A 26,435-nucleotide genomic window follows, 5' to 3' on the forward strand; every position below is an offset into this window, starting at 1 on the left:
TTTTTATTTATCTTTATAAAATACCTATTAATCATTGGTTTATGATAGTTGGCATGCTCTTTGCTTAAGTCTTAGTACCGAATCGTCGGTTTCACAATGGTACAAAAGGAGATAAGCAATGAAAACTTCAGTAACTATGTTGGTAGCATTAGGTGTCTTAGTAAGCCAGCTCTATGTAGGTGTAGCATCTGCACAAACAGCGGATCAAACCACCGATAATGTAGCGGTCGAACCGTTACTAACTGAATTAGTTCATGCCGATGCACAAGCTGTTAGTAGCTCAGTAAAGCAAGCAGCTGACAACGAACTCTTAGATTGGGTTAATGATATTAAGGTATCCTTGTCATTGCCTGCAATTGTTCGTAGTGCCGCTGATTATGCCAGTGAGATGTTGCCTAGCTTAACTGGTCAGCAGCCAGAATAAGGAGGTGGCATGCAGCAGAGTATCTTAGTTATGTTAATGATTGCGCCGGTAGTTGGTACCGTTGTTGCCGGTGCGGTCGTTACAGTTTCAGCTGCGGTGAGCGCCGGTAAATCTGAGTGATTGGAGATTAGAGCTGTGGTAGGCTGATGTTCCACCGCTCATAATCATAACAACAGAGGATACTGCCGCGTGAATAAATCCGTTACTTTCACTTATAGCTTGGCAGCACTTGGCGTAGCCAGTTTTCTTGGTCTAAGTGCTAGCAGCGCACTTGCACATGATGGTAAAGAAGGCCACAAACATTATACCGCCAGCGCAAAAGCGCATCAGATTGCGCAACAGAATTTAATTATTGATACCCATATTGATGTGCCTTATCGCTTAAAAAAGGATTGGGAAGATGTCACCAAGGCCACGGCTCGCGGTGATTTTGATTACCCGCGCGCCAAAGCAGGCGGTTTGAATGTACCTTTTATGTCCATTTACATTCCCGCGAATTTAGAGCGCACTCCCGGTGCTAGTTATCAGCTCGCGCATGAGTTAATTGATAGCATGGAAGCCCTTGCCTATCGAGCTCCAGGTAAATTTGCCCTAGCGGCAAGTGTTGACCAAGTGATGCAGCAGCAAGAGCGTGGCGTTATTTCTATCGCAATGGGGATGGAGAACGGCTCTCCGATAGAGGGTGACCTTAACAATTTGGTGAAATTCTACAACCGTGGCATTCGTTATATCACCTTAGCTCACAGTGAATCTAATCATATTGCTGATTCATCTTATGACATTCGCAAGCAGTGGAATGGTCTCAGCCCGTTCGGTAAAGAATTAGTAACAGCCATGAATGAGATTGGAGTGATGATAGACATATCTCATGTCTCCGATGATGCGTTTTGGCAGACCATCGAGTTATCCAAAGTGCCGGTCATTGCCTCGCATTCCTCTTTACGTAAATACACTCCCGGTTTTGAGCGAAACATGAGCGACGATATGATCAAAGCGCTCGCCGAAAACGGTGGAGTGATTATGATTAACTTCGGCTCATCTTTTGTAACCCAACAAGCCAACCGCTATGGTGCCATGATTCGTGGTCAAATCGAAAAAGTCCAAGAGCAATATGGCGCGGACTCTGATGAAGCCAAGCAGCGTATAGCTGAGCTACGAGCTAAAAACCCTTATCCGTTTGCTACCTTAGAACAGGTACTTGATCATATTGACCATGTGAAAAACCTTGTGGGTATCGACTATATCGGCATAGGTTCGGACTATGATGGGGTGGGTGATTCTCTACCTGAAGGCCTAAAGGATGTGTCGAGCTATCCTAATTTGGTGCAAGGTCTTTTAGACCGTGGTTACAGCGAAGCAGACATCGAAAAGATTCTCTACAAGAATTTTGTTCGAGTATGGCGTGAGGTAGAAGCCTACGCTGCTGCAAACTAACAGCGATGCTCGTTGCTCGTCCGTTTGCGTTGCTCACTGTTCAGGTTTGGTTTTTCGAACAGCGTGAAACGCGGACGACCAGCGAAGCGCACGAATAACGAATAACGAATAACGAATAACGACGTTGCTTTTTAACTACGAAAGTGTATAATTCGCGGCCACAGTTGATGAACTCCTTGGAGCTCTCGCGACTGTAATTGGTTGCCACAGCAGTCCCGATAGGGGATTGAATGGATTTTCGTTGAAAATACCTCGCCCGGTATGTGCCAGGGTGTAGGTTTTTTTCTGTGCTCTTTTTTAAATGCTCTTTTATTGAGGCTTTGATTTTATTATGGCTAATCAAAGAATTCGGATTCGCTTGAAAGCGTTCGATCATCGTCTGATTGACCAGTCGACTGCAGAAATCGTAGAAACTGCAAAACGCACTGGTGCTCAGGTACGTGGTCCAATTCCACTGCCAACGCGCAAAGAACGTTTTACTGTGCTTATTTCTCCGCACGTAAACAAAGATGCGCGTGACCAGTACGAGATCCGTACCCATAAGCGTCTGATCGACATCATGGACCCAACTGACAAGACTGTTGACGCTTTAATGCGTTTAGATCTTGCGGCGGGTGTAGATGTACAGATCAGCTTGGGCTAAGCGGGCAGTAATAGGATTACACACGAGAGGTTTTAACAATGGCTATTGGTCTAGTCGGTCGTAAAGTAGGAATGACTCGCGTCTTCCAAGAAGACGGCGCTTCTGTACCTGTTACTGTGATCGAAGTGACAGCAAACCGTGTGACTCAGGTGAAAACTGAGGAAACTGACGGTTACCGCGCGCTTCAAGTGACTGCAGGTACTAAAAAAGCAAACCGTGTTACTAAACCACTTGCTGGTCACTTCGCAAAAGCGGGTGTTGAAGCAGGTCGCGGTCTCTGGGAATTCCGCCTAGAGGACGGTGAAGGTGAAGAATACGCAGTAGGTTCTGAAATTACTGTAGAAATTTTCGCAGACACCAAAAAAGTAGACGTTACCGGTACCTCAAAAGGTAAAGGTTTCCAAGGTGCTATTAAGCGCTGGAATTTCCGTACTCAGGACGCTACCCATGGTAACTCGTTGTCGCATCGCGCGCCGGGTTCTATCGGTCAAAACCAGTCTCCTGGTCGGGTTTTCAAAGGCAAGAAGATGGCAGGTCAGATGGGTAACAAACAAGTAACCGTACAAACTCTTGATGTAGTACGTGTTGACGCAGAGCGTGGTTTGTTGCTGATTCGTGGCGCTGTCCCTGGTGCTACTGGCGGCGATGTAATCATCAAGCCAGCAGTCAAGGCTAAGGCGTAACGTCTGAGGAGAATGGTGATGGAATTAACATTAAAAGACGCAAAAGGCGCTCTTGAAGTTTCCGAAGCTACCTTTGGACGTGAGTTCAACGAAGCTTTGATTCATCAGGTAGTAGTTGCCTATGCAGCTGGCGCTCGTCAGGGTACCAAAGCGCAAAAAACGCGTTCTGAAGTATCTGGCGGTGGCAAAAAGCCATGGCGTCAAAAAGGAACTGGCCGTGCTCGTGCTGGTACTATCCGTAGCCCTATTTGGCGCTCAGGTGGTACTACTTTCGCAGCGAAACCACGCAGCCACGACCAAAAAGTAAACAAGAAAATGTACCGCGGTGCAATGAAGAGCATCTTGTCTGAATTAGTTCGTCAAGATCGTCTAATCGTGGTTGAGAGCTTTGCAGTAGAAGCTCCAAAAACAAAAGAATTAGCAGCTAAACTGAAAGCTATGGATTTACACGATGTATTAATCGTGACTAAAGAAGTAGACGAGAACTTGTTCTTAGCATCACGTAACCTACACAAAGTAGACGTGCGTGACGTACAAGGTATCGACCCAGTAAGCCTGATTGCTTTTGAAAAAGTATTGATGACTGCTGACGCAGTGAAGCAAATTGAGGAGGTGTTATCATGATGCGCGAAGAACGTTTGCTGACTGTAATCCTAGCTCCTCATGTTTCTGAGAAGTCTACTATGACTGCAGAAACTGCTAACACTGTCGTGTTCAAAGTAGCAACGACTGCAACCAAAGCACAAATCAAAGCAGCAGTAGAAAAGCTGTTTGAAGTTGAGGTTGATAGCGTTCGTACTGTGAACGTAAAAGGCAAAACCAAACGTACCGGTATGCGCTTCGGTAAGCGTAGCGACTGGAAAAAAGCGTATGTCACCCTGAAAGAAGGTGCGGACATCGACTTCGTCGGCGGCGCTGAGTAACAGGAGGAATTCACATGGCATTAGTTAAGTGTAAGCCTACGTCTCCAGGTCGTCGCCACGTTGTTAAAGTGGTTAACGAAGACCTGTACAAAGGTAAGCCTTACGCCCCATTGTTGGATAAAAACAGCAAAAATGGTGGTCGTAACAACAATGGTCGTATTACTGTTCGTCATATTGGCGGTGGTCACAAGCATCACTACCGTATGGTTGACTTTAAACGCGACAAAGACGGCATCCCTGCAAAAGTAGAGCGTTTGGAATATGATCCAAACCGTTCAGCTAACATTGCATTGATTCTGTATGCAGACGGTGAGCGTCGTTACATTCTTGCTCCTAAGGGCATGAAAGCTGGCGATAAAGTACAGTCTGGTTCAGATGCACCAATCAAAGCGGGTAACGCTTTGCCACTGCGCAATATCCCAGTGGGTGCAGTTGTACACGCAATTGAAATGAAGCCTGGTAAAGGTGCTCAGCTAGCTCGTTCAGCTGGTGCGTCAGTACAGGTATTGGCTCGCGATGGCGCGTACGTAACAGTACGTCTGCGTTCTGGCGAAATGCGCCGAATTCAGGCGGATTGCCGTGCAACCATCGGTGAAGTAGGCAACGCAGAACACATGCTGCGTCAATTGGGTAAAGCTGGTGCGAAGCGCTGGCGTGGTGTTCGTCCTACCGTACGTGGTGTGGCGATGAACCCGGTTGATCACCCGCACGGTGGTGGTGAAGGTCGTACTTCTGGTGGTCGTCACCCGGTTACCCCATGGGGTACTCCGACTAAGGGTTATAAGACCCGTAAGAACAAGCGTACTGATAAGTTCATCGTACGTCGTCGCAACAAATAAGAGTTGAGGATTAGACATGCCACGTTCTCTTAAAAAAGGTCCATTTATCGACCTTCACCTATTGAATAAGGTGGAGAAAGCGTTGGAAGCCGGGGACAAAAAGCCAATTAAAACTTGGTCCCGTCGTTCAATGATTATCCCTGATATGATCGGCTTAACTATCGCTGTTCATAACGGTCGCCAGCACGTGCCAGTATTCGTTTCTGACGAAATGATTGGTCACAAGCTTGGTGAATTTGCACCAACCCGCACTTATCGTGGCCACGCCGCTGATAAGAAAGCCAAGAAACGCTAAGGGAGAGTTGAAATGGAAGCTATTGCTATTCACAAATTTGCTCGCCTATCAGCGCAGAAAGGCCGGTTGGTTGCTGACCAGATTCGCGGTTTACCAGTAGCGAAAGCTCTGGAAATTTTGGCTTACAGCCCTAAAGATGCAGCTGGCCTGCTGAAAAAGGTGTTGGAATCAGCCATTGCGAATGCTGAACACAACGAAGGTGCCGACATCGACGAGTTAAAAGTTGCAAAAGTAATGGTAGACGAAGGTCCTACTATGAAACGCATCATGCCTCGTGCGAAAGGTCGTGCTGATCGTATCTTTAAGCGTACCAGCCACATTACTGTGGTTGTATCGGATAGCTAGGAGATAAGTTATGGGTCAGAAAGTACATCCTAATGGTATTCGCCTAGGTATCACCAAACCATGGAATGCAACCTGGTTCGCGAATACAAAAGATTTTGCTGATAACCTGCACAGCGACCACTTGGTTCGTAAAATGTTGCAAAAAGAGCTGGCGGCAGCGTCAGTTTCTCGCATCGTTATCGAGCGTCCAGCTAAGAGCATCCGTGTAACTATCCACACAGCCCGTCCAGGTGTTGTGATTGGTAAGAAAGGCGAAGATGTAGAGAAATTGCGTCAAGCAGTTTCTAAATTGACTGGCGTTCCTGCGCAAATCAACATCTCAGAAGTACGCAAGCCTGAGCTTGACGCACAACTGGTTGGTGAAAACATCGCAGGCCAATTAGAGCGTCGTGTGATGTTCCGTCGTGCTATGAAGCGCGCGGTACAGAACGCAATGCGTCTTGGCGCTAAGGGTATCAAAGTGGAAGTAAGCGGTCGTTTAGGCGGCGCTGAAATCGCTCGTAGCGAGTGGTATCGTGAAGGTCGTGTTCCATTGCACACATTGCGTGCGGACATCGATTACGCTACTGCCGAAGCAAGCACCACTTACGGTATTATCGGCATTAAAGTTTGGATCTTCAAAGGCGAAGTTCTAGGCGGCATGCCAGTTGCTGAAGAAAAACCAGCAGCTCCAGCAAAACGCCCTAAAGGCCGTAAGTAAGGAGATACGATATGTTACAACCAAAGCGTACAAAATTCCGTAAGGTACACAAAGGCCGCAACCGTGGTCTGGCGCAAGCAGGTAACAAAGTTAGCTTCGGTACTTTCGGTTTAAAATCGGTTGAACGCGGTCGTATGACTGCGCGTCAAATCGAAGCAGCTCGTCGTGCCATGACGCGTCACGTGAAACGTCAAGGTAAGATTTGGATCCGCGTATTCCCAGACAAGCCAATTACTCAGAAGCCACTTGAAGTGCGTATGGGTAAAGGTAAAGGTAGCGTGGAATATTGGGTAGCTCAAATTCAGCCAGGTCGTGTCCTGTATGAAATGGACGGTGTTTCGGAAGAGATTGCTCGTGAAGCATTTACTCTTGCGGCACGTAAGCTGCCATTCAAAACCACCTTTGTGACTCGGACGGTGATGTAATGAAAGCGAACGAACTGAAAGAAAAAACCGTTGAGCAGCTGCAAGAAGAATTGCTAGGTTTGCGTCGTGAGCAGTTTAACCTGCGCATGCAAGCTGCAACTGGCCAGCTGAATCAAACTCACATGTTGAAGCAAGTGCGTCGTGATATCGCACGTGTTAAAACTATTCTGACTGAGAAGGCAGGTGCGTAATGGCTGAAGAAAAACGTATTCGTACTCTGCAAGGTCGTGTAACTAGCGACAAGATGGACAAGTCTATCACTGTTGCAGTAACTCGCCGTGTTAAACACCCGGTATATGGTAAGTACATTACCCGTACCACTAAGTTACACGCACACGACGAAAACAACGAGTGTAAAGCTGGCGATACCGTGATTATTCGCGAAACTCGTCCAGTATCTAAGACTAAGTCTTGGGCATTAGTTGAAATTGTAGAGCGCGCTGAAGTTATCTAATGGATCACTCGTTTGAGTGATAAATTGATACTTAAGACGTAATAAACGAAAGCGAAAACGGCTCCATCTGGGGCCGTTTTTTTTGGGCGCGAGAAAATAATATTAAAATCATCTATAATTAAGGCACTTACGAATCATCACGCAAGGAATTGTGTATGCATAGTACGACGCCTGCAAGACTCAATCCGCCGGTCTTCTATTCGGCCGCCGGGCTTATCACCCTTATCTTACTTTTCTCGGCTATTTGGCCTGATATCGCAAATCAGCTCTTTCAAACGGTACAAACAGCAATTATTGATAACGCTAGTTGGTTTTATGTGCTTGCGGTAGCAGTGATTCTATTGAGTGTGGTGTACTTGGGGTTTTCCCGTTTTGGTTTGATAAAATTGGGGCCTGACCATTCCGAACCTGATTACTCAAAAATAACTTGGTTTTCGATGCTATTTTCTGCGGGAATGGGTATTGGCCTCATGTTCTTTGGTGTAGCTGAACCTATCATGCATTTTTTGGCGCCTCCCGTAGCTGAAGCTGGTTCGGTGGAAGCGGCCCGCGAAGCCATGAAGATTACCTTTTTCCATTGGGGCTTACATGCATGGGCAATCTACGCCATCGTGGCACTGATCCTAGCCTTTTTTGCATACCGTCATGGCCTGCCGCTGACCTTACGATCTGCCTTGTATCCGTTAATCGGAGATCGTATTTATGGGCCTATCGGCCACGCGGTGGATGTGTTCGCGGTGATCGGAACCGTATTTGGGGTTGCTACCTCGCTTGGCTATGGCGTAACACAAATTAATGCCGGAATTAATTATTTGTTTGATATTCCTGTGTCAAACTTAGTGCAAGTGTTGCTGATTATTGGCGTTACCTTGTTAGCCGTGATTTCTGTAACAACCGGCTTAGACAAGGGCATCCGCCGCTTATCTGAGTTAAATATGGGGCTGGCAGTGTTGCTGTTAGTCTTTGTTTTGGTTTTGGGCCCCACGGTCTTTCTATTACAAGCTTTTGTACAAAACACGGGTGCCTATGTTTCTGAAATTGTCAGTAACACCTTCAATTTATTCGCTTACCAAAAAACCGATTGGATTGGCGGTTGGACCGTTTTCTACTGGGGATGGTGGCTAAGTTGGGCACCATTTGTGGGCTTGTTTATCGCGCGGGTATCGCGCGGTCGAACCATTCGCGAGTTTGTACTCGGGGTGTTATTGGTACCGGCCGGTTTCACCTTAATGTGGATGACCTTTTTCGGTAATTCGGCTATTGATATGGTGCTTAACCAAGGCGCGGAAAGCTTAGGTAAGGCGGTGCAAGAAGATGTCTCGGTAGCCCTGTTTGTCTTCTTAGAGCAGTTTCCATTCAGTACGGCATTATCCTTCATTGCGACCTTGATGGTGGTGGTGTTCTTTGTCACCTCTTCAGACTCAGGCTCAATGGTGGTAGATATGCTTTGTTCAAACGGACGTGATGATACGCCGGTATGGCAACGGATCTTCTGGGCCAGTGGCGAGGGTATTGTGGCGATTATTCTGCTGCTAGCAGGTGGTTTAGGGGCGCTACAGACAATGACCATTGCTAGTGCCTTACCTTTTACCATTGTCCTGATGATAGCCACCTACGGTCTAATTAGGGCGTTGCGTGTTGATGTGCACAAAAAAGACACCTTGCAGAATAACTACCTCACAGCGTCGGCAATGAGCAATAAGAACTGGCGTGAACGATTGCACAATATCATCGATTTCCCTAGTAAAGCCGTGGGTGAACGCTTTTTAGTTCAAGTGATTACGCCAGCCTTTAAAGAGGTTGCTGAGGAGATGCGTGCCAGTGGCTTAACGGTCGTGTTGGACACAAATGAGCAAGGGCAAAAGACCTTTCGAGTTCAGCATGGCGACGAGATAGACTTTATTTACCAAGTGAAATTGGCTGCTCACATACAGCCAGCCTTTTTGCATATGGATGAGGTGAGTGCCACCGCGGCAGCTGTCGAGGTTGCCGAGGAGCAAAAATACTACCGAGCAGAGGTGCATTTGCGTGAGGGCGGGCAAGATTATGATGTGCTGGGTTGGTCGCGCGAAGCGGTTATTGGTGACCTAATAGATCACTATCACAAGCATATGCATTTTTTACATATTCTACGCTAAGGAGAAGTCCCTATGAAACCTACCTCGGTAGCACTAGCGCTAGCAACCCTTGTTAGTTTGAATACGAGTGAAGCTGTTGCACAAGATGCAGAAACAGCGGCTGAATTAAAAGCCGTAATGCAACAGTTACAACAACTGCAACAACGGGTTATTGAATTAGAGCAGAAACTTGCTGAGCAATCAGACTCAGCAGCAACGACTACAACAACAGCAACGACAAATGCCACAGCGAACCAACAAGTAGAGCAAGTGGCGGCGCGTCGACAAGCTAAAAGCTCGGCCTTGGCAGCACGTGTTGAACGTTTAGAAGAGGATGTACAAGCAGCACAGAATGATCCTATCAGAATCGGTGGTGCTGTGCGCATGCAATACAAATGGGAAGATTATAACGATCCTCTTAAAGACCGCGGTGGTGATTTTGAATTTGATTTGGTCCGCATCGACTACAGCGGTGAAATAGGAGATGTCGTGCTGTCAGCACAGTATCGTTGGTTCCAGTACATGGATACGGTGCAACATGCATGGGTAGGTTACAACTTTTCTGAACAGTGGCAGGGACAATTGGGCGTCACTAAAGTGCCGTTTGGGATCACGCCCTATAATTCCAACAGCTACTTTTTTAGCTCGAACTTTTATGTAGGCCTTGAAGATGATCACGACTTAGGTGCCAAGCTACTTTACCGCAGTAGTGATTGGGACTTTGACGTTGCCTTTTTTAAAGGTGACGAAATGGGTGGCGTCAATGGCCTATCGCCAAGCAAAGCCGATCGTTATGCCTACGATGCCTTGGGCGTTCGTCTGGCTGGTGAAGGACTCTACGATGACCCTACTGCACTAGTGGCTGAATCGAATAGTGTGGCCTTGCGGGCGGCGCGTAAATACGACTTAGCCGCTGATAAGTCGGTTGAAATTGGTGCCAGCTGGCAGTTCGGTGATATGAATAACGGAACTGATAATATAGGTGAGCGGCAGGCATGGGCGGTGCACGGTGTCTATAATATCAATCGCTGGACCCTTATGGGGCAGGTGACTCAGTATGATTATGATATGGAGCTAGCTGAACAAGGTATCGTTGTTGGTGCTTATGCTTATTACGATACGATTCCTAGCAAAGCGACTTTGTATAGCGCTAACTTGGCCTATAGCCTTCCGGTGCAATGGGGACCTGTCACAGATCTTACCTTTTACAACGATTTTAGTTTAATGACGAATAAGCGCTTTTATACGGAAGATACGGTGATGAATGTGTTGGGCGTGGCTGTTAGCGCCGGTGGTTTGTATACTTATTTTGATTTAGTTACTGCGCGTAACCAACCGTTTGTAGGTGGCTCTATGAGTGGCGATAGTAAACAGACCAACACCCGTTTCAACGTCAATATAGGCTATTATTTTTAGTCAAAAATGAGTACAGTGGCTTTATTCAAACACTTGTTTAATTAGGGGTTAACGTGACGTCGCCATACACGCATTTATTTCAGCCGTTAGACTTAGGTTTTACTCAGATTAAAAATCGCATTTTAATGGGGTCTATGCATACTGGCCTTGAAGAAGAAAAAAATGGATTTGAAAAACTAGCGGCGTTTTATGCTGAACGAGCTAAGGGTGGCGTTGGGTTAATAGTTACTGGCGGTATTAGTCCGAATTTCCGTGGTCGTATCAGCCCTTTTGGGAGCGAGCTGAGTCGGCCTTGGCAAGTGGCCAAGCATCGAAAAATCACGACGGCTGTACATCAACATGATGGCAAGATCTGTATGCAAATTTTGCATACAGGTCGCTATGCCTATCATCCTTTTTCAGTAGCTCCGAGTAAACTCAAAGCACCGATCACGCCGTTTACTCCGAAAGCGATGACAGAGCGGCAAATCCAAACCACCATCAAGCATTTTGCACGGGCCGCTAAACTGGCACAGAAAGCTGGTTATGATGGGGTTGAGGTGATGGGCTCTGAGGGCTATCTAATCAATCAGTTTATTTGTCCGCGCACTAATCAGCGTAACGATAAGTGGGGTGGCGAATTTGATAACAGAGCGCGTTTCCCGGTAGAAATTATTAAGGCTATTCGTGCTGCGGTAGGTCCTGAATTTATCATTATTTATCGATTGTCCATGTTAGACCTAGTGCCAGATGGTAATCAGTTCGATGAAGTGGTTGAGTTAGGTAAACGGGTAGAACAAGCCGGCGTGAATATTATTAATAGCGGTATTGGTTGGCATGAGGCAAGGGTTCCTACCATTGTGACGTCGGTACCACGCGCTGCATTTAGTTGGATAACCGCGCGGGTACGCAAACACCTATCGGTTCCAGTGGTTGCTGTGAACCGAATTAATACGCCCGAAATAGCCGAACAAATCTTGGCTAATGATGAAGCGGATATGGTGTCTATGGCTCGGCCACTGCTGGCTGACCCCTATTTTGTGAACAAGGCAGCAGCGAACCAAGCTCAACACATCAATACTTGTATTGCCTGTAACCAAGCCTGTTTAGATCATGTGTTTGAGAATAAACGAGCCAGTTGTTTAGTTAACCCACAAGCATGTTATGAAACCGAGTTGGTCTTTAAGCCGGTGCTACAGCCGAAAAAACTTGCGGTGGTAGGTGCAGGCCCAGCCGGACTAGAGTTCGCCTGTCGCGCTGCGGAACGAGGTCATGAGGTGCACCTATTTGATGGTAGTGACGACATTGGTGGGCAGTTTAACTACGCTAAACAAATTCCTGGTAAGGAAGAGTTTTATGAAACCTTGCGGTATTTTAAGCAGCGCTTGCAAACAGCTGGAGTAAACGTGCATTTGGGCCAGCGACAAACTGCCGACAGTTTACAGCAACAAGGGTTCACCGAAGTGGTTTTGGCAACGGGGGTAGTACCTCGTGAAGTAGCAATAAGTGGTAGTGATTCGCCTAAGGTCTTGGGTTACTTGGATGTGTTGCGTGATCATAAACCAGTGGGCAAACGTGTGGCCCTTATCGGTGCTGGAGGGATTGGCTTTGATGTGGCCGAGTATTTAACGACGGCAACATCGCCATCGCTTGATATTAAAGAATGGTCTGCGATTTGGGGCGTTGATGATAGCTATCAACAGCGGGGTGCTCTAGCCGCACCCAAAGCCGAGACAAGTGAACGTGAGGTGTATTTACTGCAACGTAAAACCAGTAAAGTTGGCGCTGGCTTAGGTAAAACCTCTGGCTGGGTGCATCGTGCTACGCTCAATAAAAAAGGCGTTAAAATGCTAGCTGGAGTGACCTATCAAAAAGTCACGGACGAAGGTTTATGGATCGAGCAAGATGGGCAAAGCCAACTACTTGAGGTTGACCACATTGTTATTTGTGCCGGGCAAGTACCTCAGCGAGAACTGCAGCAGCAATTAGAGCAAGCGGGGATGCAAGTACATTTAATTGGTGGGGCCGATGTCGCAGCTGAACTCGATGCCAAACGAGCCATTCGTCAAGGGGCTGAATTGGCTGCTAAGATATGACCCTTTGTTACGATCTGCATTGTCATAGTAATTATTCTGATGGCGGCTTAACTCCTGCGGATCTCGTGGCGCGGGCTCATCACTATGGTGTGACCCATTTGGCGATTACTGATCACGATACCATTGATGCTCTGCCCGCAGCGCGTGCGGCAATAACGCAACAGCAGTTGCCACTGACGTTGGTGAACGGCGTTGAATTAACCTGCCGTTGGCAGCAACATGAAATTCATTTGGTCGGGGTGAATTTTGATGCCGAAGACGATAAGTTACGTCAATTGCTAGCGCAGCAGCAGCAGGTCAGGCGCGACCGTTACGCCGGTATGGTGGCTAAGCTTGCCAAAGCAGGTATTGCAATTGAGCCGCCCCTAGCAGAACAACTGACCATGCCAACGCGCAAGCATTTGGCTGAGGCTTTGCTCGAAGGTGGCTGGGTTAGTAGCTTTGAAGCCGCATTTCGGCGTTATTTAGGCAAAGGACAACAAGCCTATGTTGCAGCTGAGTGGGTTGATTTAGCCACTGCGATTGCGACGATAAAAGCAGCAGGGGGATCCACTGTATTGGCGCATCCTCACGCTTATCAGTTAAGTAACAAGTGGTTGCGGCGGTTATTGCAAGACGCCAAGGCAGATAATCTCGATGCCTTAGAAGTAGCCATAGGCGCACAAAGCCCTGGACACCGAGAAGCGTTGGCAACCTTTGCTAGCGAAATCGGCTTGCTGGCGTCGGCTGGTTCAGATTTCCATAATCCAGGTAGGTGGCGTGAGTTAGGCAAAAATCTTTGTCTACCAGCACACTGTGTGCCAATATGGAATACATGGCAGTAAGTTAATTTAAACCCTCGTAATAAGTTGAAGTGATATGAGCCAGTATTTCAGTATTCATTCAGAAAATCCGCAAGCGCGGCTGATACAGCAGGCTGTACAGATTATTATGCGCGGTGGGGTAGCCGTTTATCCCACCGACTCGGGTTATGCGATTGGCTGCCGTATCGGTGATAAAAATGCGATGGAACGTATCTGTCAAATTCGTGATATCGATAAAGAGCATAATTTCACCCTCATGTGCCGTGATTTATCGGAGTTATCAACTTACGCAAGAGTTGATAATACCGCCTTTAGGTTACTCAAGAATAATACTCCAGGGCGCTACACCTTTATTCTTAAGGGCACCAAAGAAGTGTCAAGGCGCTTACTTAATCCTAAGCGTAAAACGATTGGTATTCGAGTGTCCGATGACCCTATCACGATGGCTTTATTGGAAGCCATGGGCGAACCAATCATGTCGACGAGTTTAGTCTTGGGGCAGAATGAATTTGCCGAGTCGGATCCCTACGAAATTCGTGAACGACTTGAGCGTCAGGTGGATGTGATCATAGATGGTGGACATCGTGGTGAAGAGCCAACAACCGTGATTGATATGGCCGACGATGAAGTTAAGGTAAGCCGGGTTGGTGCAGGTGATATCACGCCCTTTGCAGATTAGTAGGTGTCATGATGCCGGCTGAGCAGCAATCACTCCCGTTGGGTTTTGTTCGTGGTGAACCCGTTATTGAAAAACCGGAAGATCTTTATATTCCGCCAGAGGCACTAGAGCTTATCCTCGAGAGTTTTTCTGGGCCGATGGACCTGCTTTTGTATTTAATTCGGCGGCAGCAATTAGATATTGTCGAACTGCCTATCCTCCCCATAACTCAGCAATACATGGAATATGTGGCCATGATGAAAGAGCTGAAGTTAGAGTTAGCAGCAGATTATCTCGTGATGGCAGCAATCTTGGCCGAGATTAAAAGCCGGATGTTGCTACCTAAGCCGGTTGCTGATGACGATGACGAGATCGACCCACGAGCGGAATTGGTGCGGCGCCTCCAAGAATACGAAGCTATTAGACAGGGAGCTGCGCAGCTTGAGCAATTACCACAGGCAGGGCGCGATTTTTCACCGATACAATTAGCTACGGACGTACGAGACCAGCTTGAATTACCAGAACCTAACGTCAGCTTGGCTGAATTGGCACTGGCCTTTAGTCAAGCATTGGCAACGGCACAATTACAGCATCACCATCAAGTAGAACGAGAAAAGTTATCAACGCGCGAACGCATGAGCCGAATTCTTGATCTCTTACAGACTAAGCCTCGCATTCGACTGCAAGAGGTTTTTACTGCTGCTGAGGGCCGACAGGGGGTAGTGGTTAGTTTCTTAGCTACCTTAGAATTAGTTAAAGAAGCCTTGATTGAGGTGGTCCAAGTGGAACCCTTCAGCGACATCTATCTATCGCAACGAGTAACTGCCGATGCAATTGAGACAGCTTAAGCAAGCTTTGGAAGCACTCTTGTTTGTTACCGAGCAACCGCTGTCTGAACAGCAGTTGTTAGCTTACTTTGCTCCTGAACAAGTGTCTAAAAAACAGTTGCTTGCGGTATTGGACGAATTACGACAAGACTATGCCGAGCGAGGTGTGCAACTGCAACAAGTTGCATCTGGTTATAGATTTCAGACGCGCACCGAATTGGGTGGTATAATAAGCCGTTTGTGGCAAGAAAAGCCGCCGCGGTACTCGCAAGCTTTACTAGAAACCTTAGCACTGATTGCCTACCGACAACCCATTACACGCGGCGATATTGAAGAAATCCGCGGGGTTAGTGTGAGTTCGCAAATCATGAAAACCTTGCAAGAACGCGGTTGGGTTAAGGTAGTCGGGCATCGAGAAGTACCCGGGCGGCCCCAGCTTTATGCCACTACAAGCGAATTTCTGGACTATTTTAGTTTACAGGATTTATCCGAATTACCGGCTATTCCCGACGCTCCGGCGCCGCTCAGGAATAGCGCGCAAGCAGCTCAGATACCCGCTGAGACAGCGACAGATATAGAGTAAATGCTAATGAGTGAAAAGTTACAAAAAGTTCTCGCCCGATCAGGCCATGGTTCGCGTCGCGAATTAGAAGCGAAAATTGCAGCAGGCCGAGTCAGTATTAATGGTGAAGTTGCCACGCTTGGCGAACGTGTTGATGCGGACGCTAAAGTTCGTATTGACGGCCATGAAGTGACAATTAAGCCGCCAGAAGATGTCATTTGCCGCGTGTTGATGTATCACAAACCCGAAGGCGAGCTTTGTACCCGACGTGATCCTGAAGGGCGTCCTACCGTTTACGATAAACTTCCAAGAATGCAGGGCGCACGCTGGGTTGCGGTTGGTCGTTTGGATGTTAATACTTCGGGGCTATTGCTCTTTACTACCGATGGTGAGCTGGCCAACCGGTTGATGCATCCAGGCCATGAAATTGAGCGTGAATATGCCGTGCGAGTGTTTGGTGACGTTGATGATGCAATGTTGCGCAAACTCAAAAAAGGCGTACAACTAGAAGACGGGCCGGCAGCTTTTAAAGAGATTAAACGTGGCGGTGGTGAAGGCATGAACCAGTGGTTCCGCGTGATGTTAACTGAAGGCCGCAACCGTGAGGTACGGCGTTTATGGGAATCACAAGGGGTGCAAGTAAGCCGCCTCATGCGTGTGCGCTACGGTAATATCAAACTCGAACAAGGCTTGCCACAAAGCGGCTGGGGCGAGTTATCCTTAACGCAAATTAACTACTTACGTGAACTGGTAGGATTACCTGCTGAAACGCGTAGCTTTGTTGATCCGCGTCAGCAAGAAACACGGCAGAAGCGCTATTCACGCGCTCGTCGAATGCAGGCACAAAAGCTGGAGCAGAACCGTAAAGGTAGCTCTGGCTCGAAAACAGCTGAGCCGAAACAGCCGACTGCTGCCGCTAAGCCAAAAGGTAAGCCACGCCGTCAAGAAAGCAGAAAAGATGCTTTCAATGAGCAGCAGCAAGAGCGAGCTGGTGGCCGCTCTAGCAATCGGCCTAGTAAAGTACGGGGCAAAGGCACTGGTAAAGCTACCGGCAAACCTAGTTCACGGCAAGGTACTCAGCATCAACAAACTAAGCAATCCGGCAAAGCTCGTAACCAATAAGGATGGGGTTATTAGCTGATTGGCAGCAACAACAGACGCTGTTGTTGCTGTGGCCTTATCGTGATGATGTATGGCGTTTACAAGGGCGACCTGCCCAGCAACAATTGCGGCAATTAGTGCAATTAGCAGCTCCCTATTGCAATATTTTCGTGGGTTGCCATCCTACCCAATTGGAGTATGCTCGCACCCAACTGCCGGCAACGGTCGAGTTGCTAGCGCTGAATTATGACGATGCTTGGGCACGAGATATCACACCGCTTTATACCGCACCGCAGTGGGGCGGTTCCGAGCAATTGTTTGCCCACGGTTTTCAGTTTACCGCTTGGCATGGGCTGTACCCTGATTTTCAGCAAGACCAAGCTTTCGCTAAACAACTGGCACGGCGCTTGTGCCAACGTTTTATCGCTCATGATCTGGTACTAGAAGGTGGCGCGATCACAACGGATGGTGCCGGCACCGCAATCGTACATCAAGCCAGCGTGCAGCGTAACAATCCGCAATGGACACTCGTGGCAATAGAAGCCTATTTAAAGCAGCAGTTACAGCTTCAGCAAATTGTATGGATGCGCTGGGCTAATCCGCTGGATGAGACTGGCGGCCATGTCGATAATCATGCGCAATTTATCGCTCCTGACACCCTTGTCACCAGCTTACCGCAGCCTTCAAGCCCGTGGTATCAGCATTACGCTGCACAGTTAGAGCAATTAAGACAATTAACCAATGTCTGCGGCGAGCCATATCATATTCTGGTGTTACCGCAACCTGCTGCGATTGTCCCAGAGCCAGATGAATTTGCCAGTATCAGGCGCCAACCTGGTGTCAAAGTTCGGGGCACAACTCCGTTATTAGCCAGCTATGTTAATTTAGTTAATCTGACGCAGTGTATGTTAGTGCCACAGTTTGGCTTACCCAGCGATGCTGAGGCGCTACAGATCATGCAGCAGTGGGCTGGTAAACGACCGGTACTGGCAGCCGCTGCCGACGAATTTATCAAAGCAGGAGGTGGTTTACATTGCATGACGGCCACCATTCCAACTTAAGTGACCGCTATAGGTTGGCTGAAATAGATAGCGGCGCCCGTTAGCGTAATGCAAAACTCACGCTTACTCGAGCTTCAATTTGAGTGGTGCCTGGTAGGCTGACATCGGCCATGGCTCTACTTCTAAAGGCCTCAACCGCTTGCGTTTTGACCGCTCTCGGTGCTTGACTATGCTCGCTAATTTGCACCACTTCGCCCAGCTCTGCGCCAGCCGCTGACGCCATCAGTTCTGCTTTTTGTTTCGCCACTGAAATGGCAGCTGCTAAGGCCTCATCATACCGCGCCCGCGCATCGCTAAAATCATACCTAGGCATGCCAACATCGGTCACGCCTTGGGCGAGGGCAAATTCAACAATACTATCGTAGTGATCTGGATTACGGAGCACTATGTTCATTTCACGTGACACAAGATAACCGCTAAGCTCGCGTTTGTTGTTGTCATAGTGATACATAGGTTGGGTAAAGAGTCGGTAAGAACTGATGTCTTGCTTCGCAATATTGAGTTGCTCTAATTGTTGTAAAAGCGCAGCGGTGATAGTGTCTACGGTTTGCTTCAGCTGAACCAGTTGTTGTCCCTCTTGACCAATAGAAAGCGTAAATTGCATGCGGTCAGGCACTTCAACTAAGCTAGCATCACCGCTTACTTGGATCGTACGTGCCGGCGCTGAAGGTGCGTTAGAAGCGGGCTGGCAGCCCAACAGAAAAGTACTGCCGAGCAGCAAGAGAGAAACTTTAGTTAAGTTAGAAATCCGTGACATAGCTTATTCCTTGATAGTTATTTGCTACCATTGTGTGGTTGATTAAATGGTTGGACCGCAACTAAGGCTAAAAGTTGAATTTTTATGACTGATACTAAAAAGACCGCTCAAGAACTTAACCAACAGCAGGCCGAAGAGGTACTGCTGCGACTGTTAGCCCGTCGCGAACACAGTGCCTTAGAGCTGAAGCAAAAACTACGGCAGCGAGGCTTTACCCAGCAACCATTAGAAGCAGCGCTTGCTAAAGCCCAGCAATTGGGCTGGCAAAGTGATCAAAGGTTTACCGAAAGCTGGGTTAAGCAATGCTTAGAAAAAGGCGATGGGGTGCGAAAAATACAGGCGCAAGCCCAACAAAAAGGGATTAGTGAAGCGCTGTTACAACAAGTATTGCTGGCGCACCAGCCAGACTGGCATCAGCAATGCTATCAGCGGCTCATCAAGAAATTTGGTGAGCAGCCTCCGGTGGACCAAAAACAACGCGATAAAATGATTCGCCATTTGTTACAACGGGGTTTTTCTTTTGATAGCATAAAAATTGCTCTGCAACGTCAATCAGACGCTGCGGCAGACTAGGCGTACCCTATGAATCGTGATAGGATTTTGCGCTAACTTTTAATTCATTTACACCCAATTTCTCGTAGGAAGTAGTCAATGAGTATGACCAGTGCCGATATCCGTGAAGCGTTCCTTGCTTATTTTGCCAGTAAAGGTCATCAGCGAGTCGCCTCGGCGTCATTGATTCCTGGCAACGATCCCACGTTGCTATTTACCAATGCTGGAATGGTGCCATTCAAAGATGTGTTTTTAGGTGATGAGCAACGAGATTACGTTAGAGCGACCTCATCGCAACGTTGTTTGCGCGCCGGTGGAAAGCACAACGACCTAGAAAATGTTGGCTATACTGCACGCCACCATACTTTCTTTGAAATGTTAGGTAATTTCAGCTTTGGTGATTACTTCAAACGCGAAGCTATTCAATACGCATGGGAATTTTTGACCGGTGTATTGCAACTGCCAAAAGAGAAATTATGGGTGACCGTCTTTACTGAAGATGATGAGGCTTACGACATCTGGGCCAAAGAAATTGGCGTGCCTACAGATCGTATTTCGCGCATTGGTGCCAAAGATAACTTCTGGGCCATGGGTGATACGGGACCCTGTGGTCCTTGCTCTGAAATTTTCTACGACCATGGTGCTGAGGTGTGGGGTGGCCCACCAGGCACACCAGAAGAAGACGGTGATCGTTATATCGAAATCTGGAACCTAGTATTCATGCAATATAACCGTCAAGCGGATGGCACCTTGCTGCCATTGCCGAAGCCGTCGGTGGATACGGGGATGGGATTAGAGCGTATTGCCGCCGTATTGCAGCATGTTCACAGTAACTACGACATTGATCTATTTCAGGCGTTAATTGCAGCAGCGGCAAAAGTTATCGGTACGGAAGATCTAACCAGCAAGTCGCTGCGCGTTATTGCGGATCATATTCGGTCATGTAGCTTCTTGATTGCCGATGGGGTGCAGCCGTCTAACGAAGGTCGTGGCTATGTATTGCGCCGGATCATTCGGCGAGCAGTTCGTCATGGCAATATGCTAGGTGCCAAAGGGCCATTTTTCTACCGTTTGGTCGCCGAGTTGGTGACGCAAATGGGCCAGGCTTATCCCGAGTTGGTTGATAAGCAAAGTGTGATTGAACAGGCACTGAAGCGCGAAGAAGAACAGTTCGGTAAAACACTTGAGCGTGGTTTAACCATTTTAAACGATGCCTTAGCCGAGTTAGAAGGCTCGGTGTTGCCAGGAGATTTGGTGTTTAAACTGTATGACACCTATGGCTTCCCGATGGATTTGACCGCTGATATGGCGCGCGAAAAAGGGCTGACGGTAGACGAGGCAGGTTTTGCCAAAGCGATGGACGAACAACGTCAGCGTGCTCAGCAAGCGTCTAATTTTGGTATGGATTATAACGAGCGTTTAAAATCCGCGCAGCGCAGTGAATTTACAGGATACGATCAGGTTGCTGGTAGCGCACAGGTGGTTGAGTTGTTCGCTGATGGTGAGCAAGTAGAACATTTAGCCGCCGAGCAACGGGGTATTGTGGTACTTTCGGCAACACCATTTTATGCCGAAAGCGGAGGCCAGATTGGCGATACTGGTAAGCTCATCGTTAATGGTGGCGAATTTATTGTTACCGATACGCAATATATCGGCAAAGCAATTGCTCATCATGGTCACACCACAGCTGCCATCAACCTTGGTGACTCGGTACAAGCCCATATTGATGCTGAGCGCCGTGCTGCGATAAAACGAAACCACTCAGCAACCCACTTATTGCATGCAGCGCTACGTAATCTACTTGGTGAGCATGTGACGCAAAAAGGTTCTTTGGTTACTGCTGAGCGTTTGCGCTTTGACTTTTCTCACTTCGAACCAGTAACCGCAGCTCAATTAGATGCTATTGAGCGCCAAGTTAACGAAGAGATAGTTAGTAATCACGCACTGCAAGCTGAGTTGATGTCAATTGATGCTGCTAAAGCTGCTGGCGCCATGGCTTTGTTTGGCGAAAAATACGATGATCAAGTGCGCGTAGTTCGTATGGGCGATTTTTCGATGGAATTGTGCGGCGGTACCCACGTGGAAAGAACTGGTGATATTGGTTCATTGCGTATTGTTAGTGAAGCAGGTATAGCTTCGGGTGTTCGCCGGATAGAAGCCGTTACTGGTATGGCTGCAAGCCAATACACCTTGCAACAACAACAACAGCTACGAGCGGCTGCTGGACTGTTCAAAACGGATTGGACGCACTTGGTTGAACGTATCACCCAACAGCAAGAGCGCAGCAAAGGCTTGGAGAAGACCATAACTGAACTGCAGCAACAGCTAGCAGCTCATGCTGGTTCTGATTTAGTGGCTGGTGCCGAAAAAATAAACGATGTTAAAGTGATCGTGGCGCAAGTACATAACGTAGAATCTAAGGCATTACGCAGTATGGTTGATGATTTGAAAAATCAGCTGCAAAGTGGTGTGGTGGTATTAGCCCTCGCCACCGACGATAAAGTAAGTTTAATCGTAGGTGTCACGTCAGATTTGACCCAACGAGTGAAAGCTGGCGATGTGGTTAACATTGCAGCACAAGCGGTTGGTGGCAAAGGGGGTGGTCGTCCAGATATGGCGCAAGCTGGTGGACAACATCCAGAACAGATCCCAGCTGCGTTAGCCGCGGCTAAAGAGAAGATTACTGAATTATTGCGATAGATGGTCGCGTGAAAATGTTCGGAAACATCCCTGTGCGGGTGTGCAAATAGATAAAGCCTGTTAGAATAAAGAACATCGGTTTATATCCAACTGCACAAAAACGCACAGGGTGCGTGACTATTATAACGTTTGTGATATATTTGATACGACTTTAAGAAAGGCTGAAACTGCGGTGAGGTGTGATGCCAAGCCGTCTGGAAATTGGATGTAGGGAAGGAGTGGGCACATGTTAATCTTAACCCGCAGAGTGGGTGAGACGTTAATGATAGGTGACGATGTCACTGTTACGGTACTTGGTGTGAAAGGTAACCAAGTTCGTATTGGCGTCAATGCACCTAAAGATGTCTCAGTACATCGCGAAGAAATATACAATCGAATTCAGGCAGAACATCAAGACGGCGACAAGTCTGAAGAGCCTTAATAGAGTAATGTCTGAAAGCTGGCCCACGGGTCAGCTTTTTTGATTGTGCGATTGCTAGCAAAACACTCTAAATTAGCGGTTGTGTGGAAAATTTAGTCGAGATGCCTAAAAATCCCACAAACGAACGCTGAAATAGAAAAAACTGTTTGACATATTTTTCAAGGTCGCTATCATTCATCGCCACAAGACAAGCGGTGAGGTGGCCGAGAGGCTGAAGGCGCTCCCCTGCTAAGGGAGTATAGGGTTTGTAGCTCTATCGAGGGTTCGAATCCCTCCCTCACCGCCATTTTGTGAAACAAACCAACGCACTCGTAGCTCAATTGGATAGAGTACTCGGCTACGAACCGAGCGGTTGGAGGTTCAAGTCCTCCCGAGTGCGCCATTGTTTCAACAGCAAAATGCAAATCGTCTTATCAATATGAATGTGCACTCGTAGCTCAATTGGATAGAGTACTCGGCTACGAACCGAGCGGTTGGAGGTTCAAGTCCTCCCGAGTGCGCCATTGTTTCAACAGCAAAATGCAAATCGTCTTATCAATATGAATGTGCACTCGTAGCTCAATTGGATAGAGTACTCGGCTACGAACCGAGCGGTTGGAGGTTCAAGTCCTCCCGAGTGCGCCATTGTTTCAACAGCAAAATGCAAATCGTCTTATCAATATGAATGTGCACTCGTAGCTCAATTGGATAGAGTACTCGGCTACGAACCGAGCGGTTGGAGGTTCAAGTCCTCCCGAGTGCGCCACTTCATCTCCTCCTTAGTTATTCCAGAATTATCCCCAAATTATCCCCAAATTATTCCAAAGTTATCCAAATAAATCTCCAGTACGCAAACATCGCACTCATCTATCCATAAATTCAAACCTAACCCTGCGAATCTGTTGCTTAAAAACCTATAACTCCCGCTTATGACTCGTATAGCCCGTGATAAGTCTCGTAATGAACTACTTTGTGTTATTCTGCTTTTCAGTTAGGATGTTGATATCTTTTTAACAAAAGAGGTAAGTCATGGGAGAGCTCTTTACTGACGCTTTAATGATCATGGTGACCGGTATGGTCACAGTATTTGCGTTTCTGAGCCTATTAATAGGTGCTATGGCGGTGTTACGTAAACTGGCCGATGCGCCGGAAGTAACGACCACCAGCAATACCCCCGCCACCTCTGCGCCGAACGCTGCTGAATATGCTGCGATTGCAGCAGCAGTGCATCAGTACCGTCGCAATCACTAATAAAAGAATAAGAGGACCCCTCGGATGAAAAAACCGTTGCAGTTAACCGAGCTAGTTTTACGTGATGCTCATCAGTCGCTGTTAGCAACTAGAATGCGATTAGATGACATGCTACCGATAGCAGAGAAGCTTGATAATATGGGCTATTGGTCAATGGAATCTTGGGGCGGTGCAACCTTTGACGCCTGCATTCGTTACCTGGGCGAAGACCCGTGGGAGCGGATTCGCGAATTGAAAAAAGCCATGCCGAAAACGCCACAGCAGATGCTTTTGCGTGGCCAGAACTTATTAGGTTACCGTCATTATGCCGATGATGTGGTAAAGCGCTTTGTCGAGCGAGCCAAAGAGAATGGCGTTGATGTGTTTCGTATTTTTGATGCTATGAATGACGTGCGTAATCTAGAGGCAGCCATTAAAGCTACAAAAGCTGTTGAAGGACATGCCCAAGGTACGCTTTCTTATACCGTGAGCCCGGTGCATACCTTAGATACTTGGGTGACGATGGCGCAACAAATGGCTGATTTAGGCTGTGATTCTATTTGTATTAAGGATATGGCAGGGTTATTGCGTCCGGAGCCAGCATTTGAGCTCATTAGTGCGTTAAAACAAGCCGTAGATATCCCTATCGCCATGCAGTGCCACGCCACGACCGGTTTAAGCACAGCCACCTATCAGAAAGCCATTGATGCGGGCATTGATATGTTAGATACCGCCATTTCGTCAATGAGCATGACTTATGGCCATTCAGCCACCGAAACCATTGTTGCTATGACTGAAGGGACCGACCGTGATACCGGTTTAGCTTTGGAAAAGCTTGAAGAAATCGCCAGTTATTTTCGTGATGTGCGTAAAAAGTATGCCCAGTTTGAAGGCTCATTAAAGGGCGTTGATGCGCGTATTTTGTTAGCTCAGGTACCAGGTGGCATGTTAACAAACATGGAGAGCCAACTAAAAGAGCAGGGCGCCTTAGATAAATTTGATCAGGTATTGGCGGAGATCCCGAAAGTACGTGAAGATCTTGGGTTTATCCCATTAGTGACACCAACGTCGCAGATTGTCGGCACCCAAGCTGTGCTTAACGTGCTTAGTGGTGAGCGTTATAAGTCGATATCCAAAGAAACGAAGGGTGTTTTGACGGGTGAATATGGTGCAACCGCAGCCCCAGTAAATAAAGAGCTGCAAGCACAAGTGCTGCAAGGTAAAGAGCCTATTACTTGCCGCCCAGCTGATTTGCTTGATAACGAATTGGATAGCTTAGCAGATGAGCTTAACCAGCTTGCACAAGAAAAAGACATTAAACTGGCTGATGCGGTGATCGACGATGTGCTTACTTATGCGTTGTTCCCGCAAATTGGTCTTAAGTTTTTGCAAAATCGCGGCAATCCAGATGCGTTCGAACCGGCTCCGCAATTGCAAGCACAGGAGCCGTCAGCGCCGGCGGTTGCGAATAATAAACCAAGTGGAAGTAGTACTGGCGAGGCAGCTAGTTACGATGTCACAGTCGATGGCAAGCGCTTCAAAGTAGAGGTGGCGCCTTCCGGCACTATTACCTCAGCTACCGCTGCTGAATCAACCGCAACAACGGCACCTGCTGCCGCAGCAGATAGCGCTACGGCAGAAATCAAGGCGCCCTTGGCTGGTAACCTGTTTAAGCTGCTGGTCAAGCCAGGTCAACAAGTAGCTGAAGGTGATGTTGTTATCATTCTTGAAGCGATGAAAATGGAAACGGACATTAAAGCCCACCAAGCCGGAACCGTCGCCGATATTCTGATGAAAGAAGGTGATAGCGTGAGTGTTGGTGATGTTCTGGTAACCTTGAGGTAACAGCATGGAGCGCTTATTAGTTCTCTGGGATAGCACGGCAATCTCAGCCTTTACTTGGGGACAAGCGGCGATGATGGCGGTTGGTGCCTTGTTGCTTTATCTTGCCATTAGTAAAAAGTTTGAGCCCTTGTTGCTGCTCCCTATTGGTTTTGGAGCTATTCTAGCCAACATCCCACAGGCCGGCTTTAATGAGCCAGGTGGCTTACTTTACTACGTCTATTACGTTGGTATAGAAACGGGCGTGTTCCCGCTGTTGATTTTTATGGGCGTGGGGGCGATGACGGATTTTGGGCCCTTACTTGCTAATCCACGGACGTTGTTGCTTGGTGCAGCGGCTCAGTTTGGTATTTTTGCAACCTTGCTGGGTGCTATTGGCTTAAACTTCATTCCTGGCTTCAACTTTAGTTTAGCGGATGCCTCAGCTATCGCCATCATTGGTGGTGCTGATGGACCTACCGCTATTTTCCTTGCTTCACGGTTGAGCCCAGACTTACTGGGGGCTATTGCCGTGGCTGCCTATTCCTACATGGCGTTAGTACCCATCATTCAGCCGCCAATCATGAAGTTGTTTACGACGGAAGCTGAACGTAAGATTCAAATGGAGCAATTACGGCCGATAGCCCGCCGCGAGAAGATTTTATTCCCCCTTGCAGTGTTACTTTTAACCTTGCTATTTTTGCCAACGGCCACGCCACTGGTAGGAATGTTTTGCTTGGGTAACTTAATGCGAGAGGCCGGAGTGGTGGAACGCTTAAGTAAAACGGCGCAGAATGAACTGATCAATATTGTCACTATTTTCTTAGGCTTGGCGGTCGGTTCCAAGTTATCAGCCGAAGAATTCTTGTCAGTGCAAACCCTAGGTATTTTGGTGCTAGGTGCAGTCGCCTTTGCCGTAGGTACGGCGTCAGGAGTATTGATGGCCAAAGTGCTGGCGAAGTTTAGTAAAACTCCGATTAATCCACTCATTGGTGCAGCCGGTGTATCTGCGGTGCCAATGGCCGCTCGGGTGGTTAACAAAGTAGGGCTAGAGGCTAATCCTCAGAACTTTTTGTTAATGCATGCGATGGGTCCAAACGTCGCAGGGGTGTTAGGCTCAGCGGTAGCAGCTGGCATTTTGCTAGCATTAGTCGGTTAATGAGCCGATTGGATAATAGGTAACTAACGTT

28 protein-coding genes, 5 tRNA genes and 1 pseudogene are annotated in these 26,435 nt (G+C 47.7%); 33 read left to right on the plus strand and 1 reads right to left on the minus strand.

The annotated features are described in order from the left end of the window. The first annotated feature begins 118 nt into the window (after positions 1-118). From NOG12_RS00090 to NOG12_RS00195, 22 genes and pseudogenes are all read left to right on the plus strand, one after another. The gene (locus NOG12_RS00090) at positions 119-424 is read left to right on the plus strand and encodes a hypothetical protein (RefSeq protein ID WP_313932091.1); all 306 of its coding nucleotides are present in this window, start codon (positions 119-121) and stop codon (positions 422-424) included. A gap of 189 nt (positions 425-613) precedes the next feature. After that, positions 614-1,858 (plus strand): dipeptidase, encoded by a 1,245-nt coding sequence (locus NOG12_RS00095; protein WP_258306617.1) that lies wholly within the window; start codon positions 614-616, stop codon positions 1,856-1,858. Between the two features lie 331 nt (positions 1,859-2,189). Further along, positions 2,190-2,501, plus strand: coding sequence for a 30S ribosomal protein S10 (gene rpsJ, locus NOG12_RS00100; RefSeq protein ID WP_008488677.1), 312 nt, complete (start codon positions 2,190-2,192; stop codon positions 2,499-2,501). A 38-nt stretch (positions 2,502-2,539) separates the two neighbouring features. After that, the gene (gene rplC / locus NOG12_RS00105; RefSeq protein WP_110076183.1) at positions 2,540-3,184 is read left to right on the plus strand and encodes a 50S ribosomal protein L3; all 645 of its coding nucleotides are present in this window, start codon (positions 2,540-2,542) and stop codon (positions 3,182-3,184) included. An 18-nt stretch (positions 3,185-3,202) separates the two neighbouring features. Then, a complete protein-coding gene (gene rplD / locus NOG12_RS00110) occupies positions 3,203-3,808 on the plus strand; it encodes a 50S ribosomal protein L4 (RefSeq protein WP_110076184.1) in 606 nt (201 codons plus the stop codon). Beyond that, positions 3,805-4,107: a 50S ribosomal protein L23 gene (gene rplW / locus NOG12_RS00115; protein WP_110076185.1), complete on the plus strand. Its 303-nt coding sequence runs from the start codon at positions 3,805-3,807 to the stop codon at positions 4,105-4,107. Before rplD ends, rplW begins: the two co-directional genes overlap by 4 nt. Before the next feature lie 14 nt (positions 4,108-4,121). Beyond that, the gene (gene rplB / locus NOG12_RS00120; protein ID WP_110076186.1) at positions 4,122-4,946 is read left to right on the plus strand and encodes a 50S ribosomal protein L2; all 825 of its coding nucleotides are present in this window, start codon (positions 4,122-4,124) and stop codon (positions 4,944-4,946) included. 16 nt (positions 4,947-4,962) lie between these two features. Then, positions 4,963-5,241 (plus strand): 30S ribosomal protein S19, encoded by a 279-nt coding sequence (gene rpsS / locus NOG12_RS00125; RefSeq protein ID WP_026860408.1) that lies wholly within the window; start codon positions 4,963-4,965, stop codon positions 5,239-5,241. Between the two features lie 12 nt (positions 5,242-5,253). Further along, entirely contained in the window at positions 5,254-5,586 is a 333-nt protein-coding gene (gene rplV, locus NOG12_RS00130) for a 50S ribosomal protein L22 (protein WP_110076187.1), read from the plus strand. Positions 5,587-5,596: 10 nt separating this feature from the next. Continuing rightward, positions 5,597-6,286 (plus strand): 30S ribosomal protein S3, encoded by a 690-nt coding sequence (gene rpsC, locus NOG12_RS00135; protein ID WP_110076188.1) that lies wholly within the window; start codon positions 5,597-5,599, stop codon positions 6,284-6,286. A gap of 11 nt (positions 6,287-6,297) precedes the next feature. Next, on the plus strand, positions 6,298-6,711 hold the full coding sequence (rplP, locus tag NOG12_RS00140; protein ID WP_110076189.1) for a 50S ribosomal protein L16: 414 nt from the start codon (positions 6,298-6,300) through the stop codon (positions 6,709-6,711). Continuing rightward, entirely contained in the window at positions 6,711-6,902 is a 192-nt protein-coding gene (gene rpmC, locus NOG12_RS00145; protein WP_110076190.1) for a 50S ribosomal protein L29, read from the plus strand. Before rplP ends, rpmC begins: the two co-directional genes overlap by 1 nt. After that, positions 6,902-7,165 carry a 30S ribosomal protein S17 gene (rpsQ, locus tag NOG12_RS00150; RefSeq protein ID WP_110076191.1) on the plus strand — a complete coding sequence of 88 codons (264 nt, stop codon included), beginning with the start codon at positions 6,902-6,904 and terminating at the stop codon, positions 7,163-7,165. Before rpmC ends, rpsQ begins: the two co-directional genes overlap by 1 nt. Positions 7,166-7,320: 155 nt before the next feature. Further along, positions 7,321-9,303, plus strand: a complete 1,983-nt coding sequence (locus NOG12_RS00155; RefSeq protein WP_153826739.1) for a BCCT family transporter — start codon at positions 7,321-7,323, stop codon at positions 9,301-9,303. A 12-nt stretch (positions 9,304-9,315) separates the two neighbouring features. Beyond that, entirely contained in the window at positions 9,316-10,698 is a 1,383-nt protein-coding gene (locus tag NOG12_RS00160) for a carbohydrate porin (RefSeq protein WP_194928197.1), read from the plus strand. 53 nt (positions 10,699-10,751) lie between these two features. Then, positions 10,752-12,773, plus strand: a complete 2,022-nt coding sequence (locus NOG12_RS00165; RefSeq protein ID WP_162014579.1) for an NADPH-dependent 2,4-dienoyl-CoA reductase — start codon at positions 10,752-10,754, stop codon at positions 12,771-12,773. Then, a complete protein-coding gene (locus NOG12_RS00170; protein WP_153826740.1) occupies positions 12,770-13,597 on the plus strand; it encodes a PHP domain-containing protein in 828 nt (275 codons plus the stop codon). Before NOG12_RS00165 ends, NOG12_RS00170 begins: the two co-directional genes overlap by 4 nt. A gap of 34 nt (positions 13,598-13,631) precedes the next feature. Continuing rightward, positions 13,632-14,255, plus strand: a complete 624-nt coding sequence (locus NOG12_RS00175) for an L-threonylcarbamoyladenylate synthase (protein WP_313932092.1) — start codon at positions 13,632-13,634, stop codon at positions 14,253-14,255. 8 nt (positions 14,256-14,263) lie between these two features. Next, positions 14,264-15,082, plus strand: coding sequence for a segregation and condensation protein A (locus NOG12_RS00180; RefSeq protein WP_416380904.1), 819 nt, complete (start codon positions 14,264-14,266; stop codon positions 15,080-15,082). Beyond that, positions 15,063-15,644: an SMC-Scp complex subunit ScpB gene (scpB, locus tag NOG12_RS00185; RefSeq protein ID WP_110076197.1), complete on the plus strand. Its 582-nt coding sequence runs from the start codon at positions 15,063-15,065 to the stop codon at positions 15,642-15,644. The genes NOG12_RS00180 and scpB overlap by 20 nt, the downstream gene beginning before the upstream one ends. A gap of 6 nt (positions 15,645-15,650) precedes the next feature. Continuing rightward, positions 15,651-16,466, plus strand: a pseudogene (rluB, locus tag NOG12_RS00190) (23S rRNA pseudouridine(2605) synthase RluB); the annotation flags it as partial. Positions 16,467-16,747: 281 nt separating this feature from the next. Beyond that, positions 16,748-17,785, plus strand: a complete 1,038-nt coding sequence (locus NOG12_RS00195) for an agmatine deiminase family protein (RefSeq protein ID WP_153826742.1) — start codon at positions 16,748-16,750, stop codon at positions 17,783-17,785. 40 nt (positions 17,786-17,825) lie between these two features. On the opposite strand, the gene NOG12_RS00200 is transcribed toward NOG12_RS00195, so the two are convergent. Next, the gene (locus NOG12_RS00200; protein ID WP_153826743.1) at positions 17,826-18,542 is read right to left on the minus strand and encodes an SIMPL domain-containing protein; all 717 of its coding nucleotides are present in this window, start codon (positions 18,540-18,542) and stop codon (positions 17,826-17,828) included. 84 nt (positions 18,543-18,626) lie between these two features. Here NOG12_RS00200 and NOG12_RS00205 point away from each other — a divergent pair, with 84 nt between their 5' ends. The 11 genes from NOG12_RS00205 to NOG12_RS00255 all read left to right on the plus strand — a co-directional run bounded on the left by NOG12_RS00205 (position 18,627) and on the right by NOG12_RS00255 (position 26,404). After that, positions 18,627-19,115, plus strand: a complete 489-nt coding sequence (locus tag NOG12_RS00205; protein ID WP_153826744.1) for a regulatory protein RecX — start codon at positions 18,627-18,629, stop codon at positions 19,113-19,115. Positions 19,116-19,193: 78 nt separating this feature from the next. After that, a complete protein-coding gene (gene alaS / locus NOG12_RS00210) occupies positions 19,194-21,794 on the plus strand; it encodes an alanine--tRNA ligase (protein WP_313932093.1) in 2,601 nt (866 codons plus the stop codon). Positions 21,795-22,020: 226 nt separating this feature from the next. After that, on the plus strand, positions 22,021-22,215 hold the full coding sequence (csrA, locus tag NOG12_RS00215) for a carbon storage regulator CsrA (protein WP_110076203.1): 195 nt from the start codon (positions 22,021-22,023) through the stop codon (positions 22,213-22,215). A gap of 193 nt (positions 22,216-22,408) precedes the next feature. Next, a tRNA-Ser gene (locus NOG12_RS00220) sits at positions 22,409-22,501 on the plus strand. 19 nt (positions 22,502-22,520) lie between these two features. Then, positions 22,521-22,597: transfer RNA gene (locus NOG12_RS00225), tRNA-Arg, on the plus strand. A 44-nt stretch (positions 22,598-22,641) separates the two neighbouring features. Continuing rightward, positions 22,642-22,718: transfer RNA gene (locus NOG12_RS00230), tRNA-Arg, on the plus strand. 44 nt (positions 22,719-22,762) lie between these two features. Next, positions 22,763-22,839: transfer RNA gene (locus NOG12_RS00235), tRNA-Arg, on the plus strand. 44 nt (positions 22,840-22,883) lie between these two features. Continuing rightward, positions 22,884-22,960: transfer RNA gene (locus NOG12_RS00240), tRNA-Arg, on the plus strand. A 263-nt stretch (positions 22,961-23,223) separates the two neighbouring features. Further along, positions 23,224-23,445, plus strand: a complete 222-nt coding sequence (locus NOG12_RS00245; protein WP_110076204.1) for an OadG family protein — start codon at positions 23,224-23,226, stop codon at positions 23,443-23,445. 24 nt (positions 23,446-23,469) lie between these two features. Beyond that, the gene (gene oadA, locus NOG12_RS00250) at positions 23,470-25,269 is read left to right on the plus strand and encodes a sodium-extruding oxaloacetate decarboxylase subunit alpha (RefSeq protein WP_313932094.1); all 1,800 of its coding nucleotides are present in this window, start codon (positions 23,470-23,472) and stop codon (positions 25,267-25,269) included. Between the two features lie 4 nt (positions 25,270-25,273). After that, entirely contained in the window at positions 25,274-26,404 is a 1,131-nt protein-coding gene (locus NOG12_RS00255) for a sodium ion-translocating decarboxylase subunit beta (protein ID WP_313932095.1), read from the plus strand. The last annotated feature ends 31 nt before the right edge of the window (positions 26,405-26,435 follow it).

Source organism: Pseudidiomarina fusca, assembly GCF_032227045.1.
In the GTDB taxonomy this organism is placed as follows: domain Bacteria; phylum Pseudomonadota; class Gammaproteobacteria; order Enterobacterales; family Alteromonadaceae; genus Pseudidiomarina; species Pseudidiomarina fusca.